The sequence below is a fragment of the Arthrobacter sp. CJ23 genome (assembly GCF_024741795.1).
Classification (GTDB): Bacteria; Actinomycetota; Actinomycetes; order Actinomycetales; family Micrococcaceae; genus Arthrobacter.
Genome location: NZ_CP102950.1, coordinates 3,639,408 through 3,658,912, shown reverse-complemented (window position 1 = coordinate 3,658,912; position 19,505 = coordinate 3,639,408). Strand labels below are relative to the sequence as shown.

Annotated in this window: 16 protein-coding genes; 7 read left to right on the top strand and 9 right to left on the bottom strand. The window is 65.6% G+C overall.

Annotated elements, in window-relative coordinates:
- Positions 1-62: 62 nt before the first annotated feature.
- A complete protein-coding gene (locus NVV90_RS16445) occupies positions 63-1,523 on the top strand; it encodes an amino acid permease (protein WP_258438313.1) in 1,461 nt (486 codons plus the stop codon).
- A gap of 151 nt (positions 1,524-1,674) precedes the next feature.
- On the opposite strand, the gene NVV90_RS16440 is transcribed toward NVV90_RS16445, so the two are convergent.
- Positions 1,675-2,457, bottom strand: a complete 783-nt coding sequence (locus NVV90_RS16440) for a hypothetical protein (RefSeq protein WP_258438312.1) — start codon at positions 2,455-2,457, stop codon at positions 1,675-1,677.
- A 312-nt stretch (positions 2,458-2,769) separates the two neighbouring features.
- Between NVV90_RS16440 and NVV90_RS16435 the strand changes: the two genes are divergently transcribed.
- From NVV90_RS16435 to NVV90_RS16415, 5 genes are all read left to right on the top strand, one after another.
- Positions 2,770-3,231, top strand: coding sequence for an SRPBCC family protein (locus NVV90_RS16435; protein ID WP_258438311.1), 462 nt, complete (start codon positions 2,770-2,772; stop codon positions 3,229-3,231).
- On the top strand, positions 3,228-3,884 hold the full coding sequence (locus NVV90_RS16430; protein WP_258438310.1) for a pentapeptide repeat-containing protein: 657 nt from the start codon (positions 3,228-3,230) through the stop codon (positions 3,882-3,884). Before NVV90_RS16435 ends, NVV90_RS16430 begins: the two co-directional genes overlap by 4 nt.
- 119 nt (positions 3,885-4,003) lie before the next feature.
- The gene (locus NVV90_RS16425; RefSeq protein ID WP_258438309.1) at positions 4,004-5,227 is read left to right on the top strand and encodes an acetyl-CoA C-acyltransferase; all 1,224 of its coding nucleotides are present in this window, start codon (positions 4,004-4,006) and stop codon (positions 5,225-5,227) included.
- Positions 5,227-6,048 carry an enoyl-CoA hydratase/isomerase family protein gene (locus tag NVV90_RS16420; RefSeq protein ID WP_258438308.1) on the top strand — a complete coding sequence of 274 codons (822 nt, stop codon included), beginning with the start codon at positions 5,227-5,229 and terminating at the stop codon, positions 6,046-6,048. Before NVV90_RS16425 ends, NVV90_RS16420 begins: the two co-directional genes overlap by 1 nt.
- The gene (locus NVV90_RS16415; protein WP_258438307.1) at positions 6,045-6,908 is read left to right on the top strand and encodes a 3-hydroxyacyl-CoA dehydrogenase family protein; all 864 of its coding nucleotides are present in this window, start codon (positions 6,045-6,047) and stop codon (positions 6,906-6,908) included. The genes NVV90_RS16420 and NVV90_RS16415 overlap by 4 nt, the downstream gene beginning before the upstream one ends.
- Positions 6,909-6,947: 39 nt before the next feature.
- On the opposite strand, the gene NVV90_RS16410 is transcribed toward NVV90_RS16415, so the two are convergent.
- Positions 6,948-7,781 carry an SGNH/GDSL hydrolase family protein gene (locus tag NVV90_RS16410; protein WP_258438306.1) on the bottom strand — a complete coding sequence of 278 codons (834 nt, stop codon included), beginning with the start codon at positions 7,779-7,781 and terminating at the stop codon, positions 6,948-6,950.
- Between the two features lie 113 nt (positions 7,782-7,894).
- Here NVV90_RS16410 and NVV90_RS16405 point away from each other — a divergent pair, with 113 nt between their 5' ends.
- On the top strand, positions 7,895-8,491 hold the full coding sequence (locus tag NVV90_RS16405; RefSeq protein ID WP_258438305.1) for a GNAT family N-acetyltransferase: 597 nt from the start codon (positions 7,895-7,897) through the stop codon (positions 8,489-8,491).
- A gap of 116 nt (positions 8,492-8,607) precedes the next feature.
- On the opposite strand, the gene NVV90_RS16400 is transcribed toward NVV90_RS16405, so the two are convergent.
- From NVV90_RS16400 to NVV90_RS16370, 7 genes are all read right to left on the bottom strand, one after another.
- Positions 8,608-8,844, bottom strand: coding sequence for a DUF1508 domain-containing protein (locus NVV90_RS16400; RefSeq protein WP_258438304.1), 237 nt, complete (start codon positions 8,842-8,844; stop codon positions 8,608-8,610).
- Between the two features lie 64 nt (positions 8,845-8,908).
- Positions 8,909-9,865, bottom strand: coding sequence for a class C sortase (locus NVV90_RS16395; protein WP_258438303.1), 957 nt, complete (start codon positions 9,863-9,865; stop codon positions 8,909-8,911).
- 100 nt (positions 9,866-9,965) lie between these two features.
- On the bottom strand, positions 9,966-11,435 hold the full coding sequence (locus NVV90_RS16390; protein WP_258438302.1) for a SpaH/EbpB family LPXTG-anchored major pilin: 1,470 nt from the start codon (positions 11,433-11,435) through the stop codon (positions 9,966-9,968).
- Positions 11,436-11,478: 43 nt separating this feature from the next.
- On the bottom strand, positions 11,479-14,592 hold the full coding sequence (locus NVV90_RS16385; RefSeq protein ID WP_258438301.1) for a SpaA isopeptide-forming pilin-related protein: 3,114 nt from the start codon (positions 14,590-14,592) through the stop codon (positions 11,479-11,481).
- Between the two features lie 386 nt (positions 14,593-14,978).
- Positions 14,979-17,459, bottom strand: a complete 2,481-nt coding sequence (locus tag NVV90_RS16380; RefSeq protein WP_258438300.1) for a SpaH/EbpB family LPXTG-anchored major pilin — start codon at positions 17,457-17,459, stop codon at positions 14,979-14,981.
- 77 nt (positions 17,460-17,536) lie between these two features.
- Positions 17,537-17,809 (bottom strand): hypothetical protein, encoded by a 273-nt coding sequence (locus NVV90_RS16375; RefSeq protein WP_258441261.1) that lies wholly within the window; start codon positions 17,807-17,809, stop codon positions 17,537-17,539.
- A 445-nt stretch (positions 17,810-18,254) separates the two neighbouring features.
- Positions 18,255-19,493: a Gfo/Idh/MocA family protein gene (locus NVV90_RS16370; protein ID WP_258441217.1), complete on the bottom strand. Its 1,239-nt coding sequence runs from the start codon at positions 19,491-19,493 to the stop codon at positions 18,255-18,257.
- Positions 19,494-19,505: the final 12 nt, after the last annotated feature.

Below are 19,505 nucleotides of genomic sequence, written 5' to 3'. Positions count from 1 at the left end.
GCCTGTGTTCCGGCATTGGCGCGACCCCCTTACAGCAAGACCCCGACCCACAAGGAACAGCTGTGCCGCAAAGTACCCCCACAGAACTCCAGAGCCCCACGGCAGTATCCAACGCCGTCGGCTCGACCCTCAGCGCCGAGGGCTACCAGAAGACCCTCAGCCGCCGCCACGTCACCATGATCGCCATGGGCGGCGCCATCGGCGTCGGCCTGTTCATGGGCGCGGGCGGCCGCCTCGCCTCCACGGGCCCGGCCCTGATCTTCTCCTACGCCATCGCCGGCGTCATCGCCTACCTGCTGATGCGGGCCCTCGGCGAACTCATCATGTACCGCCAGACGTCAGGCTCCTTCGTCAGCTACGCCGGCGAAATGTTCGGCAAGAAGGGCGCCTTCCTCTCCGGCTGGATGTACTTCATCAACTGGGCCATGACCGGCATTGCCGAACTCATCGCGATCGGCCTGTACTTCCAGTTCTTCTTCCCGAACGTCCCCGTTGAACTGTCCGCCATCGCAGCGCTGGTGCTGCTGGTGGCCGTGAACCTGTTCAGCGTCAAGGCCTTCGGCGAGTTCGAATTCTGGGCCTCCTGCCTCAAGGTCGCCGCGATTGTGATCTTCCTGGCCGTGGGCACCTTCATGGTGGCCACCAACGCGCAGGTGGGCGCAGGCCACGCCTCCGTGAACAACCTGTTCAGCGGCGACGGCGGCATGTTCCCCAAGGGCGGCCTGGTGATGATCCTGGTCCTCAACGCCGTGATCTTCGCCTACAACGCCATTGAACTCGTCGGCATCACCGCCGGCGAGATGCAGAACCCGGAACGCGAAGTTCCCAAGGCGATCCGCGCCGTCGTGGTCCGCATCGTGGTGTTCTACGTCGGTTCCGTCATGCTCCTCGCCATGCTGCTTCCCTCGGACCGGTACGTGGCCGGCACCTCGCCGTTCGTTACGGTCTTCGGCCAGATGGGCCTGGGCTGGATGGGCGATGTCATGAACATGATCGTCATCACCGCCGCCCTGTCCTCCTGCAACTCCGGCCTGTACTCGATCGGCCGCATCTTCCGCACCATGGCCAACAACGGCCACGCGCCGCAGTGGCTGACCAAGATGTCCACGCGCCACGTCCCGTACGCGGCCATCCTGGCGATCGGCGGCGTGTACCTGGTGGGCATCCTGCTGAACATCTGGCTGGGTGGCTCCCACGCCTTCGACCTCGCACTGAACACGGCGTCCATCGGGGTCATCTTCACCTGGGGCACCATCTTCGCCAGCCAGATCGCGCTGCGCAAGAAGCGCGGCAACGTCTCCAGCCTGCCGATGCCCGGTTCTCCGTGGACCAGCTGGCTGGGCCTGGTGGCGCTGCTGGCGATCACTGTGCTGATCGGCTTCGACACCATGACCAGCAAGACCGGCGAGGTGTACCTCCTGGGCCTGTGGACCCTGGCCACGATCCCGTTCTTTGCCGTGGTCCTGTGGCTTGGCTGGCAGAAGGTCAAGAACAACGAGCCGAAGAATGAGCTGTTCAGTTAGCCTTCCGACTTTGCCCATCTCTTAGTACGCTGGGCCATGCCGACGGTGGGTGCTTCCATCTGGGGGAGGCACCTGCCGTCGTGCTCTAATCCCCCCCAACTAGCCCGCATTAGTGGTTGTTTTGGGGGCTCTAAACAACCACTAATGCCAGTCACTTGGGTGTCCACCCGCGGTCAGTCAGCGCGGTCCGGACCTTTGCGACAGCGGACCTTGCGTCGTTCGTCATGTGTCGTTTGGAGATCCTGACTGGGATCCACCCAGCGCGGCTGAAGTCTTCCTCGCGGGCGATGTCCCGTACTATCTGTGCCGGATCGGAGTGCCCCTCGCCCTCGTATTCGACGGCCACGCGGTGCTCGGGATAGGAAAGATCCGGTTGACGTACGACGCCGAAACTCAGCTCAGTGGGCTTGTTGACTTCCGCTTCGGGCAGCCCAGCCCACTCAAGTGCCAGCCTGAGGCGGGTTTCGGGGGCTGAATCCGCCCCGATCCGCGCCTGTTCCAGGGCCAGCCGCGCCTTGCGGATGCCCGGTGTTCCCTTGTGGCGGTCCAGCATGCCTTCGAGGTCTTCGCGCGTGCAGAATGGCTCGCTGCGCCCTTCAAACTCGGGCCTTGGTATCCGCAGCAGATGGTCCGCCACCACCGTAATTTCGTTGGTGGTCATCTTGCGCGCGCAGTCGAGCCAGGTCCGTGCCCTGCTGGTGATGAGCAAACCGGCGAGGTTGGTAATTTCGTCGTCGAAGAATTGACCTGCATGCCCCACCACCCCCTTCCTTCGCGGGATCGCCATGGTGTCAGGGCGGGAGATGTGAATGGCGGCTTCGTGGCTGCCGGGCAGGAAGCCTGGAAAGTCCCAGAGAACGAAGGCCGTGGCGTGGGAGGCCGCCGAAAAAGGTGTGACCACGGTGTAGGGCCGGACCGCGGCGGAAAGCTCCAATGTCTGGTCCGTATTCGGAGCGCGGATTCCTCTGCTCGGTGAGTCAAGCGCTCGGTGCCTCCACCGCTGCCGGGAGACACCGGCGTCGAGCGCTTCCTGCCAGGTGAAAGGCGCCGACGCAAGGGGAGCGGGCAACTGTTCCGGGATGCGCATTCCCCTATGCTGGCAAACGTTCATGGCGTGCGGACGGTTATCCACAGGCTTTGCGCATGCGCACCCATCTGGCTGGCATTAGTGGTTGTTCTGAGGGCCCAAAACAACCACTAATGCCAGCCACTTGGGACTGTCCGGGGCCGGGGCTAGGCTCAGTCCATGGACCACAGCACCAGCCTCAGCCAGCACGTCAACGCAGCCCCGGACAAGGTCTGGGCCGTCATCTCGGACATTCCCGGCTCCGCAGCCACCCTTTCCGGCATTGACGCCATCCAGATGCTCAGCGACGGCCCCTACGGCGAGGGCACCCGCTGGAAGGAGACCCGCACCATGATGGGCCGGCAGGAAACCGTGGAAATGTGGGTGTCGCAGACGGATCCGCCGCGCAGCACCACGGTCAAGGCCTTGCAGGGCGGCGCCGACTACACCACCCGCTTCACCTTGGAAGAGCACGACGGCGGCACGCAGCTGACGCTGTCCTTCGGCGCCGAGATCCTCAAACCCACCCTCCTGAGCAAGATCTCCATGGCCCTTTTCGGGAAGCTCGGCATGAGCATGACGCGCAAGGCGCTTGCCAAGGACCTGGCGGAGATCGCCGCGAAGGCCGAGTCGCTCCAGTGACGGCAGCGAAGGTCGCCGCCCCGCGCCTTTCCCCCGTCCGCCTGGACGGGCTGCGGGACGACGACGCCCCGGACTTCCAGCGCGGCGAACGGTACGACGGCGTCCGGTACCGCCGTGCCTCGGCCGACGGCCTGGAGCTGAGCGGCACCGACTTCATCGAATGCGAATTCGCGGGCGTCTCCTTCAACGAAACCCAGCTGCGCGGGGCCACGTTCCGGGACTGCGTCCTGGCCGAACCCTATGCGCCGGTCCTCATGGCGGCCCGGACCTCGTGGCAGGAGGTGGAGATCGGCAATCCGCGCTGGGGTTCCGCCGAACTGTACGAGGGCAGCTGGCGCTCGGTGAGGATCGACGGCGGCAAGCTGGACTATGTGAACCTGCGCGGTTCCAAGCTGGTGGACGTGCTGATCTCCGACTGCATCATCAACGAGCTCGATCTCGGCGCCTGCACCGCCAACCGCGTGGCGTTGAAGAACTGCACCATCGGGACGCTGGACGTCACCGGCGCCAAGCTCAAGGACGTGGACCTCCGCGGCACCGACTTCCGGGCGATCAACGGACTCGACGGCCTGGCGGGCGTGGTGATCGACGACTACCAGCTCGGCCTGCTGGCGCCCCTGCTGGCCGGGCACCTGGGAATCCGCGTGGTGTAGCCGGTGGCGAAGGGGGCTTCATCTGTTGACCGCTTGGCGGCAGCGTGTAATCTTTATAGAACGAACGGTCGGTAATTTATTCCCGCGCCGGCCCTTTTCCCTTCGCGAAGGATGTTCTCATGGTTGAGGCTTTTCTTGTTGGCGGTGCCCGCACACCCGTAGGCCGGTACGGCGGCGCACTTTCCTCCGTCCGCCCCGATGACCTTGCTGCACTGGTGGTCCGCGAGGCCGTGGCCCGGGCCGGCGTGGACCCGGATGCCATAGACGAGGTCATCCTCGGGAACGCGAACGGCGCCGGCGAGGAAAACCGCAACGTGGCCCGCATGGCCACCATCCTGGCAGGCCTCCCGCTCCACATCCCTGGCATCACCGTCAACCGCCTCTGCGCCTCCGGGCTGAGCGCCATCATCATGGCCAGCCAGATGATCAAGTCCGGCGCCGCGGACATCGTGGTGGCCGGCGGCGTCGAATCCATGAGCCGCGCCCCCTGGGTCCAGGAGAAGCCCGCCACGGCCTTCGCCAAACCCGGCCAGATCTTCGATACCTCCATCGGCTGGCGCTTCGCCAACCCGCTCTTCACCAAGGGCGAGCTGTCCCGTGGCGGCAAGATGACGTACTCCATGCCGGAAACCGCCGAGGAAGTGGGCCGCGTGGACGGCATCAGCCGCGAGGACGCCGACGCCTTCGCCGTCCGCTCCCACGAGCGCGCCCTGGCCGCCATCGCAGGCGGCCGCTTCAAGGACGAAATCGTCCCCGTCACCGTCAAGACCCGCAAGGGCGAAACCGTGGTGGACACCGACGAAGGCCCGCGCGAGGGCACCACCATGGACGTCCTTTCCGGACTCCGCCCCGTGGTGGCCGGCGGATCCATCGTCACGGCCGGCAACTCCTCCACGCTCAACGACGGCGCCTCCGCCATCATCGTGGCCTCGGAAGCGGCCATCCAGAAGTTCGGCCTCACGCCGCGGGCCCGCATCATCGACGGCGCTTCAGCCGGCTGCGAGCCCGAGATCATGGGCATCGGCCCGGTGCCGGCAACGCAGAAGGTCCTGGCCCGCACCGGGCTCTCCGTGGACGACATCTCCGCGGTGGAACTCAACGAAGCCTTCGCCACCCAGTCGCTCGCGAGCATGCGCCGCCTGGGGCTGGACCCGGAGATCGTCAACCTCGACGGCGGTGCGATCTCCCTGGGGCACCCGCTGGGTTCCAGCGGCTCGCGTATCGCCATCACCCTCCTGGGCCGCATGGAGCGGGAGCTCGCCGGAACGGAACGCAAGATCGGCCTCGCCACGATGTGCATCGGCGTCGGGCAGGGCACCGCAATGCTGCTGGAAGGCGTCTGATGGCACTGAACCCGGAAGACTTCGGCACGCTCCTCATCGAGGAACGCGAAGACCGCCTCACGGTCCTGCTCAACCGGCCCGAGGTCCGCAACGCGATTGACCAGCAGATGGTGGACGAACTCCACGCCGTCTGCGCCTACCTTGAACGCGAACCGAAGATCCTCATCATCGCCGGTACGGATGGCGTGTTTGCCTCCGGCGCGGACATCGGCCAGCTGCGCGAACGCCGCCGCGATGACGCCTTGCAGGGCATCAACTCCACCATCTTCGTGCGGATCGCCAAGCTGCCCATGCCCGTCATCGCGGCGCTGGACGGCTACTGCCTGGGCGGCGGCGCGGAGCTCGCCTACGCCGCTGACTTCCGCATCGGGACGCCGAGCGTACGCATCGGCAACCCCGAAACCGGCCTGGGCATCCTGGCCGCAGCGGGTGCCTCCTGGCGGCTCAAGGAGCTCGTGGGCGAGCCGGTGGCCAAGGAGATCCTCCTGGCGGGCCTGGTTCTCCGTGCCGAGGACGCCCTGCGGGTTAACCTGATCACCGAAATCCACGAGGCCCCGCTGCTGATGGAGGCCGCCCACAATCTGGCGGACCGCATCTCCCGGCAGGATCCCCTGGCCGTCCGCATCACCAAGTCCGTCTTCCACGCCCCGGCCGAGGCCCATCCGCTGATCGATACCCTCGCCCAGGGCATCCTCTTCGAATCGCAGGCGAAGTTCGACCGCATGCAGGCGTTCCTGGACCGGAAGAACACAGACAAAAGGCCCGACGCCGGTTCCACCGCATCCACCACAGGCACCACCGCAGACAGGACCGAGAAATGACAGCTGTTCCCGCCATCCCGCACGTTGTCGGAGTCCTCGGCGGCGGCCGCATGGGCGCAGGCATCGCCCACGCCTTCCTCATCAAGGGCGCCACGGTGGTGGTGGTGGAACGGGACCACACATCCGCCGCCGGCGCCCAGGACCGCGTGGCCGAGGCCGTGGCCAAGTCCGCGGCCCGCGGCACCCTGAACGAAACAGCCGAGGAGGCGCTGTCCCGCTTCAGCACCTCCACCGACTACGAATCCTTCATCCACTGCGGGCTGGTGGTGGAAGCCGTGCCGGAGGACTACGAGCTGAAGGTCTCGGCCCTGAAGGCCGTGGAAGAGCACCTTTCCGCAGACGCCTTCCTGGCCTCCAACACCTCCTCACTTTCCGTCACGGCGCTGGCGAGCACCCTCCGCCGCCCTGGCAACTTTGTGGGCCTGCACTTCTTCAACCCGGTGCCTGCCTCCACCCTCATCGAGGTGGTCCTGGCCAAGGAGACCTCGCCCGAACTCGCAGCAGCCGCCAGGGACTGGACCGAGGCACTCGGCAAGACCGCCGTCGTGGTGAACGACGCTCCGGGGTTCGCGTCCTCCCGCCTGGGCGTGGCCATCGCACTGGAGGCGATGCGCATGGTGGAGGAAGGCGTCGCCTCTGCCGAGGACATCGATGCCGCGATGGTGCTTGGCTACAAGCACCCCACCGGCCCGCTGAAAACCACGGACATCGTTGGCCTGGACGTGCGCCTGGGCATTGCCGAATACCTGCACTCCACGCTGGGTGAGCGCTTCGCCCCGCCGCAGATCCTGCGCGACAAAGTGGCCCGCGGAGAGCTTGGACGCAAGAGCGGCAAGGGCTTCTTCGACTGGAACGACTGACGTTCCTGCTCCCGGGTCATCCCCGGAGCACGTGCCCGCTCACCTCTTGACGGCGGTGTCCACTGCCGGCCGGTAGCCGTTGGTGTATCCGGCCGCATTCGGGTGGAAATTGTCCGGGTTGAAGGGGGTGCCGTCGAAGTTGATCCACGGCGTGTCGGAACCGACCCCGTGGCCCTTGAATCGGTTGGTCACATCCACGAAAGGCACGCCGGCGGCATCAGCCCCGGCCTTGACGGCGGCGTTGAGCTGGTCGGCCATGCCGTTCAGCGTGGTGGCCAGCGCCCGCTGCGCGGGCGGCATGGCGCTGGTGATGGTGAACAGCCGCGGATAGCCGGTCAGCACGATGTCGGCATTCGGCGCCAGGGGCCTGACATGGGCCACCATGGCGGCCACATTCCCCGGCACGGCCGGCAAGGCGGCCTGCGCGGCGGCAACGGCGGCTGCGCAGGCCAGGCCGGCAGGATCGGGAACGCAGACGGCGGTGACATTGCCGACTCCGGCATCGTTTCCGCCGGCGGTGATGGTCACTTCGGTGGCCGGGGCCAGCAGCGGAGCGAAGCTTGAGGCGATGAACCGAACGTCGGCGGTGGTGGCCCCGAAGCAGCCGAGGTTGGTGCCGCCCAGCAGGGCCGGGTAGGCCTTGGCGGTCTGCAGGCACTGGAACGGAAGGTACGGGCTCTGGACGGTGGCGCCGCCGCCGGTGCCGGCAGCGTAGGAATCGCCGAGCGCAACGTAGACGGCGGCCTGCTTGGCGGCCGGCTGCGGAGCCGGGGCGGCCTGTGCCGGAGCGCCGGACAAGGACAACGCGAGGGTGACGGAGGCGAGGGCGGCAGCCAAAGCAAGCGGCCGGCGTCGGGCATTGAAGACTTTCACGGGACTTCCCCTTAGTCGCACGGATACGGTCATTCGCAGGCTACGCCCGAAAGTACCCGGGCGTCACCGGCGGCCGGTACTTTGTCTGTCGGGGCCACCACTAGGCTGGCACGGTGACCTCATTTGAACCCATTACCCTGAGCGGCCGGTACGTGACCCTGGAGCCCCTCAGCCATGACCACCACGACGGACTGGTGGAGGCCGTCCGCGACGGCGAACTCTGGAAACTCTGGTACACCTCCGTTCCGGAACCGGACGGCATGGCGGCGGAGATCGGGCGGCGCCTGGCCCTGCAGGACCAGGGGTCCATGCTGCCTTTCGCCACCCGCCTCAACGCCACCGGCAAGCTCATCGGCATGACCACCTACATGAACATCGACGCCGCCACTCCCCGCGTGGAGATCGGATCCACCTGGAACGCGGCCTCGGCCCACGGCAGCGGCAGCAACCCCGATTCCAAGCTGCTGCTCCTGCGCCACGCCTTCGAAACCCTCGGGTGCCCCGCCGTGGAGTTCCGCACGCACTGGCTGAACCAGCAGTCGAGGGAAGCCATCGCCCGGCTCGGGGCCAAGCAGGACGGCGTCCTGCGGAACCACTCGCGCAGCGCAGACGGCGCCCTCCGCGACACCGTGGTCTTCTCCATCCTGGAGCACGAGTGGCCCGCCGTCCGCAACGGACTCGAATTCAGGCTGGCCAAGCACGGCGCGTAGGGCTCACACCCTCTGCCAGCGGCTCTCCTGCCGTAGACCGCATGGGGGCATACGACTGTATGAGGCACGGTCTGGCATGCGATCCATGGAGAACGGACGCCTCCGCATCCGCTGAATCAGAGATCGACTGGCTCAATGCCGAGGTTAGCCGGCGGTGTGGTTTCGGGTCCTGAACTGGTGAGATCAACGATGCGCCCTTTCGCCGCGGCCTCGCGCACTGACCAGATCGCTGCGATTGCCGCATCCTCGTCCGCAAAAGCATCGGAGGTGAGCAGCACGTCTCCGTTTCCGGTGACGAGTTGGAATCTCAGGCTGGCATCCGCGTCAACGTAGAGATTGAATTGTGTAGCCATTGTGGTTGCTTCCTTGTCTGCAGGTAGGTGCGTCTCAGGCCTTTGCGCGCCCGAAGCGTTTGGATCATCGCTTGGGTCGGCGGTTCCGGAGTATGGATGCCAGGTAGAAGGCCAGCAGGCCTCCGATGAAGTAGACGGCCCAGAACGGGAATCCGGTGTTGGTTTGGCGTCCTGCCAGGGTTTTCTGCTCCGGGGCGTCTTTGGGAAGATCCGCGATCCGCGAGGCGTGGACGAGGAGCCGGTGCGAGTTCACTCCGATGGGGGTGCACGTGACCAGTGTGATGGAGTCCTCGGCTGCGGTGATCTTGAGGGAGGAAATGTCGTCCGGTTTGACCACCTCGATCTTGTTCACCTGGTACAGGAAGGTGTGGTCCATGACTTCGGTGGAGAAGATGTCACCCGTTTTCGCGTTGTGGAGGGGGTTGAAGAGTTCCGCGTTCGGGATTCCCGAGTGGGATGTCAGGACGCTGTGTGTACCGGGGCCGCCGACGGGAAGGGAGGAGCCGTAGAGGTGGCCGACTCCTTTGGCCAGGACGTCGTCGCTGGTTCCGTGGAAGATGGGTAGATCGATGTTCAGCGAGGGGTAGCGGAATCTGCCGATCACCTCGTCGTTGGCCACGTTCAATTGGCTTTGGTAGTCCTCCAGCGGCCCGTTCATGGCCGGGGTGGGGGCAGCGGCGGAGTAGGGGTCCCGCAGCTGACCTGGCGGGATGCGGGAGTTGTATTCGCGTGCCCGGTCCAGCACTTTCGTCCGGGCCGAGGGTTCCAGCTGTTCCACTTCCTGCGCGTAGCCGGAAAGCTGGGTGTTGTGGGAGATCGAACTGAACCAGTCCGCTGCCTGTGGGTAGAGGACCAGGCCCAGCCCGACGGCTGCGATCACCATCATCGTTACGAGCCTCCGGTCAGCAAGACCGAATCGGATGCCCTTGCGTCCGGTCGCCGTTCTGCCGGTTCTGCGGCGCCGAGGGGAGCCCGGGCCGGGTTCGGAACCCTCCATGAGTTCTTCGAGGGTCTGGGTCATTGGGGCCTCTTGCTGTGATGGACGGGAGCTGTATGGGGCATCCACCAAGTGGTGGATGCCCCATACCCTGCATCAAGGGGTGCAGGTCACCGAGGGACGGCTACTTTGCCTCGTTGCGGCTCCGTCGGCCGGTGACCATGAAGAGACCGGCGCCTGCCAAGACGAGGACGCCGCCGGCGGTCAGGGCCCAGGTTCCCACGCCACCGGTGAGCGGCAACTGGAATCCGGCGTTGTGCGGGACGTTGTCGATCGTCACCGTGACGACCGACGGATCAGCGCTGGTGACCGTCGTTTCAACCGGCTGGGCGAGCAGCTCGTAGCCGGCCGGAGCCTTGGTCTCCACCAGCCAGTAGGACTGGTAGCCGGGCTGGCCCGGGCTTACAGCTGCTCCGTTGGCCCAGTTGGAGTAGCGCAGTCCGGAGATCACGAGGTTGCCGGTGGCATCGGTGGTCCAGGAGCTGACACCGGCGATGGTGATGGCGTTGGTGCCGGCCAAGGCATCGACCTGGGTCGGGTACACCGAGAACGTGGCGCCCGCGAGGGCCGCGGAGCTCTGGGAGTCCTGCTTGTGCAGGACGATGTCGCCCCATTTGGTAATCACCGGGGGTGTGACGACCGGTCCGCCGGGCTGGCCCGGGGTGATGGTGAAGCTGGCCGCGTTCGAGTAGACGAAGGCCGTGTTCGCGATCTGGCCGACCGTGTTCACGGTGGTGTTCACCGTCACCAGGACCTTGGCTGTCGGGTCGGCAGCCAGGATGGCCCGGCCGCTGGCGGTGAAGTCGACCGTGAGGGTGTTCGTGGCCGCGTCGAACACGATGGTGTAGTCCGTGTTCAGGGTCAGTGTGGCGCCGTTGGAGAGCGCCACCGTCGAGTTCGTGTACGTCAGCTTCGGGTCGAGCTGGTCCACGATCCGGTATCCATCGATCGGGTTGACATTGGGGATGTCGCCGGTGATGGTCCACTGAACGTTGTCGCCGAGCTTGATGGCCGGGGCGTCCGTGACGGTCTTCGTGGCCCCGGTCACGGCGTTCTTGGGGTAGGCGTTGACGTTGTAGATCCAGTTGCTCTCGTTCACGGGGTCCGTCATGGGTAGCGTGACGAGGAACGGGGATGCGGGAGTGACGCCGGCCGGGTAGCCGGTCTCCGTCACGAGGTACAGGCCCAGGGGAAGGTTCCCCAGGGTGGCTGTTCCGGCCGCGTCGGTGATGACCGTGGAGCCCGGAGTGGCTGCCTGCGCGGCGGCCTGGGCCGGTGTCAGGGCGGCCGCGGCGGTCCAGCCCGCGTTGGTTGTCAGGTCAATGTTGTTGACCTTCTGAACCGTGAACGTGACTCCGGCCATGGGCGTCAGGCCCGCCAGCTGGGCCGGGGTCAGTGCTGTTCCGTTGTTGGGCAGGTTGGTCGGCGTGGCCGGCGTCTGGTACTTGTGGATGGTCAGCGAACCGGTTTGGGACGGATCGATGTTCGCGGTGTTCGCCGCGTGCGCGCCCCCTGCCCCGAGGGCAAGCATTGCTGCTGAGGCAATTGCGGCCAGGGAAGCTACTATTCTGCGCCTCACCTTCGATGATTTCATCGTTTTCCTTTCTTGTTTCCCCATTGGTGTGCGCGGAGCTGCGCTACGGAGTTTGGGTATGTGGGGTTTTGTCCGTTCGCCTGGTCACGATGAGGGCGAGCGAAGTCATGAGGAGGAGGAGGATCCCGAGAAGGGCGCCTCCGAGGAGGCCGGCGTTGCCTGGTCCGCCGGCGGCCGGCAGCTTGACGGCCGCCATGTCCAGGACGGTGATGGTCAGGCCGTTTGCTGTCACTGAGGTGCCGGCGGTGGCCGTGTCCAACGTGATGCTGCCGTTGGCCGCAACGGTGAACTTCACTGGAGTCGCTAGGAGCGAGTAGCCGTTCGGGGCCTTGGTCTCGAGCAGCCAGTACGTTCCTGGAAGCAGGTTTCTGACCTCGACCAGTCCGGGGGATCCGGACACGTCACTGCTCACCCCGACCACGGTGGTGCCCATTTGCCCGGCAGCATCGTTGTGGATCTCAAAGGTCGAGCCGGTCAGCGGGACAGTGGAACCCTGGGTTGGACCTGGCCCTGCTTTTTGCAGGAACAGGTGGCCCGTGGTGGGGTTCGTGGTGAAGCACGCCGGGTCAAGCGGTGCCGTGCTGCCCGTGGCACATCGGACCGGGGGGATGAGCCCGTTGCCGGTGGCCCCGTTCTTGAGGGTGACGAGCCACGCATTGGAGTTGACAGTCACCGTGTAGGTCAAAACGGCCGTGCCGTTGCCCGGGAGAACGAATGAGGGGGTGACCAGCTTGAGGTCGGCACCGGGATCCGGAACTGCGGTGGGTGTGCCGCCATTGATGGTCAGTTTCGCCGATCCGGCGGTGAACGTGGCGTTGTTCAGTACCTGGCTCAGGTCATCGGTGAGGATAACACCGGTGATGGGGTTGGCGGTGGAGTTGGTGGCGGTCACGGAGTAGGTGATCACCCTGCTCGCGCTTGGATCGGCGGGGTTGATGGAGGTTCCGGACGCCGGGGACGCGGTCTTGCCCAGCGTCCACACGCCCACGGGGTTGACCGTGCAGGTGGTGCTGCCGGCAGGGCAGGTGGTTGGCGGTGTTGTGGTGGTCGAGGGCGTCAGGTAGTTCTCGACCGAGGCGTTGCCAAGACTGCCGGGGTTGTTGACTTTCACCTGGTAAGTCACGACGCTTTTCGCGCCTGCGGCCACCGTGCCAGTGATGCTCAGGCTTGGTGGTACCGCTCCCGAATTGTTCGTGACTACCAGAGGAGTCCCAAGCAACGGAGTCCCGCCCGTGGTGGTCGTGGTGATAGAGCCGGCCACAAAGGTCGAAGCATCCAAAGCTTCCCCAAGCCAGTCGGTGTAACTCACGGCAGCCGGCGCCGTACCGGTCGTATTGTCGAAGGTCAGCGTGTACGTGAGGACCTGGCCCGACTTGACCAAGGTCCCGGCAGCCGGATCCACACTCTTGGAGGCCACCAGGTTGGGGGTGGCAATCGGGGTCACCGTCGGGTCTGTGCCGCCCGGCTTAGTTGGATCATCGGTAAGGATCGGGGGCGAGCCGACGAAGACGACTGTGCCTTGGTTGCGCACCTCGCCGGTGGCCAGTGCTGAGGGGTTGACCACCACCTGGAAGGTGATGGTTGCGGTGTCGCCGGCGGGGATGACGCCCTTGAAGCTCGTGGTGCCGCCGTTGACCGGTTGGGCGGTGGTGTACGGCATCGCACCGCTCGAATCCGCCACGGCAGTGCCGTTGAGCTTCGTCGAGCCAGGCACGTAAGCCGACCCAACGGGCATCGAGTCCTGGAAGGTGGCACCTGTAGCGGAGAGGCTGCCGATGTTCTTAACGGCGACCGTGTAGGTCAAGGTGGTGCCCACGGTCACGGGACCGGGCGGCGAGACGGTCTTGCTCGCGACAAGCTGCGGCTTGGGCAGGGCGCAGGAGGTCAGGTCGGCGGCGTTGCCGTGGGTCGCGCTGCTGAACGTGGTGACCAGGGTCGTCGTGCCTGTGTCCTTGTTGACGGTGTATAGGCTCGAGTTGGTTCCGTCGTTCGTCGTCGCGTAGAGGGTGCCGTTCGTGTCGAAGGCCAGGCCGTTGTAGAACGTGTTCCCGCCGGGGGAAGTCATGACGCCGACGAGGGTCGCCTGCGGGGTGGCCGTGGTCAGCTGTGCGGCCGAGATTGTGTAGAGGTAGGTTGTGGGGGTGGTGATGCTGCCGCCTGAACCGGTGGAGACGAGCGCCCACATATTGCCGAGGCCATCGAAGGCGATGTCACCCGATGTCAGCGTTGGGGGATTGATCGTGCCACCGTTCCCGTCAGGGAACGTCGCAGTCTTAGCGGGCGAGATCCCGCCGCCCGTAGGGGTCCACGAGTAGAAGTTACCGTCGTTGGCGAAGGTCCACAGGGTGCCGGACGCATCAAAGCCCAGCCGATTGGTCTGGAACGCGGAGATGCCCGAGGCCACCTGCTCTTGGACGCCCGTGGTCAGGTTCACCCGGTAGAGATTCGACAAGAACGTGTTGCCGGATCGGGCGGTGTAGTAGACGTACCCGGGGTTTTTCGGGTTCATGGCGATGGCAGAGGTGTTCGCGTACGACCCGGTCTGGCCCGGCGGTGCTAGGGTCGCTACATTCTGCAGGGTGGGGAGCACGGTTCCGATGCTGCCCGGGGTGGCGCCCGCAGCGACGGATCCGTACCAGATCGCATCGCACGTGTAGTTAGAAGGGGTCGCGACGTCGACCGTCGCCTTGGCCGCGGCCTGAGACTGGGCACCCGCGCAGCCAGCCCACCAGCTGCAGTCGGTGTTGAAGGTGAAGGTCGCCGTGTTGGTCGTGGTGACCGTGACCGTCTGCGCGCACGTGAAGGTGACGGTGGCGCCGCCGAGGATGTAGTACCTGGCCCGAATAAAGTCATAGCTCAGCTGGCTGCTCGACGGCGTACCGCACTTGTCGTCCGTCGCGCTCACGAAGTATTCAGGCGCCGTCGTATTGTTCGTGACCGTGTAGGTGTAGGTGACTTGCCCGCCGCCGAGCGGAAGGCTGTAGGTGCTGGCGGTCTTCGTCGCCGTAATCCGCCCATCGGCCGAGGTGACACTCCCGCCCGATCCGCCCGCATTCGCAGCAGGGGCGCTTACTGCGGCCTGGAACGTGACAAGCAACGAGACGATCGTGGCAGTGAGGAGAATCGCCAGCAGCTTGGCTGGAAGGGACTGCTTCATGGGATTTTCTTGCTTCACTTTCAGGAGCGTGCACGGAGGGGGTTTCCAGCCATCAAGTACGCGTTTCCGGCGATTCGTGACGCGAAAAACGGGATTACTTTTTACGGAGTTTGATCGGGGACTGGATGTGCCTGATGGAAGTCGTGGGAATCGTTTTGGTGACGATCCTCCGCTGCAGACTGTGGGGCCGCGGCAGGCTTCAGGCCTTCGATGTCCACATGCCAGAGAACGGCCTGCCGGCGCCCCGGAAGAGACTTGAACGCCCTCGCCACGGTGCTGGACTCAAAGGCCTCAAGAACGGTGCTGGACTCAAAATAGGCCTAATAAGCCAGATGGTTCCGGGGAGCCCGCCCTCGGCTGGGTCACGTTCCGGGTGCCGGAGCCGCCTATTGTGCTTCGGTGGGCTGCCGGCGGCCGGTGACCATGAACAGGCCTGCGCCTGCCAGCACGAGGATCCCGCCGGCGGGCAGGGCCCAGGTTCGCATGCCGGTGAGCGGCAGCTGGAATTCGGCGTTCTGCTTGATGTTGTCGATCGTCACCGTCACAGCGGAGGGGTCGTTGCTGGTGACCGTGGTTTCGACCGGCTGGGCGAGGAGCGCGTACCCGGCCGGGGCCTTGGTCTCGACCAGCCAGTACGACTGGTAGCCGGGCTGGCCCGGGCTCACTGCAGCCCCGTTGGCCCAGTTGGAGTAACGCAGTCCCGAGATCAGCAGCTTGCCGCTGGCGTCGGTGGTCCAGGAACTGGCACCTCCGACGCTGATCGCGTTGGTGCCGGCCAAGGCATCGGCCTGGGTCGCGTACACCGAGAACGTGGCGCCCGCGAGGGCTGCGGAGCTCTGGGAGTCCTGCTTGTGCAGGACGATGTCGCCCCATTTGGTGGTGCTTACCGGGGGTGTGACCACGGGGCCGTTGGGCTGGCCGGGGGTGATGTTGAAGCTGGCCGCGTTCGGGTAGACCAGAGCCGTGTTCGAGATGTGGCCGTCCGTGTTGACGGTGGTGTTCACCGTGACCTGGACTTTGGCGGTGGGGTCCGTGGCCAGGATGGCCCGGCCGGAGGCGGTGAAGTCGACCGTGAGGGTGTTCGTGGCCGTGTCGAAGACGATGGTGTAGTCCGTGTTCAGCGTCAGCGCGGCGTTGTTGGACAGCGCCACGGTCGGGTTGGTGTACGTCAGCTTCGGGTCGAGCTTGTCGACAATCCGGTACCCATCGATCGGGTTGACGTTCGGGATGTCGGATGTGATGTTCCACTGCACCTTGTCGCCGAGCTTGACGACCGACGCATCATTGACGGTCTTCGTGGCTGTAGTCACGGCGTTCTTGGGATAGACGTTCACGTCGTACAACCAGCTGTTCCCGCCGGTGGGGTCCGTCATGGGCAGGGTCACCAGGAACGGGGTGGCGGGAGTGACGCCGGCGGGGTAGCCGGTCTCCGTCACCAGGTACAGGCCCAGGGGAAGGTCCGCGAGGGTGGCCGTTCCGGTCGCGTCGGTGGTGGTGGCCGAGCCGGGGGTGGCTGCCTGCGTGGCAGCCTGGGCCGGCGTCAAGGCGGCCGCGGCAGTCCAGCCCGCGTTGGTCGCCAGGTCAATGTTGTTGACCTTCTGAACCGTGAACGTGACTCCGGCCATGGGCGTCAGAGCCGCTAGCCGAGTCGGCGTCAGTGCCGTTCCGTTGTTGGGCAGGCTCGTCGGCATGACCGGCTTCTCATACTTATGGATAGTCAACGAACCCGACCGCGGAACGGGTTTCGTGATGCCGGTTCCGGATTCAGCCACCCTGGCCGTCTCCTGCGGCACAGGAACCGCTGCGGCAGCGCTTGGCGCGGGCGCCGGGGATTGCGGCACCGCAATGGCAGGCGGGTCCGGCGTCGGCGGATTTGACGGGGGTGCCGTCGGGGCACGTTCCAGCACGGACGGTTGGGCTGACGGTGCACTGCTAGGAACATCGGCTCCAGCGATTGGCGCCGGATCGGTCTGTCCAAGCCACGTGAGGACGCCCGCAACTATGAAGCCTCCCAGGATCAACGCGCCCACGGCAATCTTCCAGAAGCCACTGACCGAGCGCAACCCGGCGTCGGCCGGTTCTGTCCCGGCAGGGAGGAAGGTCCCCGAAAGTCCCGCTCCGGGGAGGAAACCGGTGGTAACAGCAGGTGTGAACACCACCCCGGCCACCAGCGGGAAGACAGCCGCCCTCATGCCTCCCTGGACATCGTTCAGTTCCACGAACAAGGCCGTGCACTTCGGGCACTCCTCCAGATGGGCTTTGACCTTTTCGTGCGATGTGCGTTTCAGGCCGTCGCGGGCGTATTTTCCGAGCTGGCTCGAATACTCGAAACAGGAATCGTCATCCGACAAGCTGATGTGGTTCTGCAAGTAGGCCTGCCGGAGGCCCTCGCGTGCCCGGATCACCAGCGAGGACACCCCGTTCGGCGTCAGTCCGATGAAGGGTGCGGCCGCGGCAGGTTTCAGGCCTTCGATGTCCATGTGCCAGAGAACGGCCTGCCAGCGTTCCGGAAGGGACTTGAACGCCTTTGCCATGGTGCTGGACTCAAAGGCCTCAAGAACACTGTCTGCGTCGACGGCAACGGTGTCCAAGACCTCGACATCGCCCACAGCCTGGGTACGTCTGGCCTTCCGGTTCCGGTCGTAAGCGATTCGCCGCACGGCAGTCAGGAGATAGGAGCGGAAGAACTGGTCAGGTCCCTTGCCCTCAGTGAGGGCCTGGAAAATGGAGGCGAACGCCTCGGCTACGACGTCGTCGGCGTCACTGATATTGTCCGTCTGGGCGCGGGCAACAAACTGGGCCGCTGCCACATGTCGCCGGAAGAGCACATCGAAGACGGACGAGTCTCCGCCGCGCACCAGGGCCATGATTTGAGGGTCGCTGTGCGACCCGACGGCCAACGACGCGTCCCCACCATTCGATCCGCCCTCTGAAGCCTGCCCCATTAGACGTTCGCGATTAGCCCGAGTTCGGCTTTGGATGCCAGGGCCGGGTGCTTCGGGAAGACACGGACGGTGTAGCCGAAGGAGCCGGAGCGGTTGATCACCACGGAGCCGCTGAAGAGGTGGCGGCCGTTGCCGAGGTTTTCCAGGGCGCCGAGCTCGGCGACGGTGAGGGCGCCGAGCTCGGCGGATGCCTCGGGCAGGATGAGCACTGCAAAGCTGCGGTGCCAATGTCCCTTGCTGGCTGCGAGAACAACCGAGGAACCGTTCACCATCTCACCAGATCGATACGCTGTGCTGGAATCCCATGCCTCAAAGTTGCTGGCATCCGTGAGCACGGTCGGCACTGACCCAGGGGCAGCCACCACAAATCCAGAGGACTCGAAACAGAGCATGTCGGCTCAGAATCGCTCAGGTGTTCGGGTGCAGGAGAGCCTGCACTTCGAGCGGGTGTTCCTGTGGGTTGCAAGCCTTCTACGTGCAGTCATCTTCCAAGCCTTGTCATGGAGTAGTTGTCGCGACCGGGTTCGCCGATCTGGGTGCGTTTCATGCGGTCGTCGTCTCGGTCGCCGGACGATCGCGGACTTCACGAGCCCGGTCTTGTCGAAGCGCGTCGATGATGACCTCAGAGTGTTCACGCTCGTGGTGCTGTTGCGCCGCCTTCAACAAAGGGTCGGCCGGGCGGGGGCTCACAGCCGATCCGGAGACCCCGCCCTTGGGTCATACGGTTTCCCACCTGCTTGCGGCCGAGGCGCTTGCTTCGACCGCCGCGAGCACGCGTTGGACCTGAAGTGCGTCGGCGAACGACGGCTCAGCTTGGCGACCCTCAGCGATGGCGGTCACGAGGTCCACCACCTGATGCGTGAAGCCGTGCTCGTAGCCGAGGCCGTGTCCGGTGGGCCACCAGTTCCCGACATACGGGTGGGACGGCTCCGTGACCATGATGCGCCGGAAGCCGGCATCGGGTTCTTCGGCCGCGTCGTAGTAGGACAAGACGTTCATGTCCTCAAAGTCGAAGGCCAGAGACCCCAGCGTCCCGTTCAGCTCGAGCCGCATCGCGTTCTTGCGTCCCAGTGCAAACCGCGTCGCCTCGAACACGCCGATCGGGCCCGGTACCTCGGAATGTTCGACGGCGTTGCTGCCGCCAGCTGCGGGGGCCGGCTGTCCGCCGTCGCCCGCGGGCCGGCCACCGAACCCTGCGGGCCGGCTACCGAACCTTGCGGTGAAGATCGCGGCGTCGTCAACGGTGACCGGAGCGCGTGGACCGTCGGCCCCGCCGTGTCCGCCAAGGCCCACGAAGTCCCCGCCGATGGGCCGTTCCGTCACGAAGGTTTCCGTCAGGGCCGAAACCCCGGTGATGCTGGAGCCTGTGATCCATTGTGCGGCATCGATGCTGTGCGCGCCGATGTCGCCCAGTGCCCCCGAGCCGGACTTGGCCTTTTCCAGCCGCCAGGTCAGGGGAGCGTCGGCATCACTCAGCCAGTCCTGGAGGTATTGCGCCCGGACGTGCCGGAGCTGGCCCAGCCGCCCGTCGTCGACCATCCGCTTGGCAAGCGCCAGGGCAGGCGTGCGTCTGTAGGTGAACCCGCACATCGAGTAGACGCCCCGTGCCGCCGCCGAGTCAGCAACTGCTGTCATGAGCTCGGCTTCCTCCACGGTGTTGGCCAACGGCTTTTCGCAGAGGACGTGCTTCCCGGCCTCAAGCGCAGCAATCGCGATCTCGGCGTGGGTGTTGCCGGGGGAGCAGATGTCGATGAGGTCGATGTCGTCCCGTTCAATGAGCCGGCGCCAGTCCGTCTCTACCGAGTCCCAACCGTATTTGGCGGCGGCGGCCTGTGCTCTTTCGGGGTTCCGTCCCGCAAGTGCCGTCAGCTCCGGGGCCAGCGGTAGCTCGAAGAACCTCGGCGCGGTTCGCCAGGCATGGGAGTGGGCGGCTCCCATGAAGGAGTAGCCCACCATGCCGACGCGCAG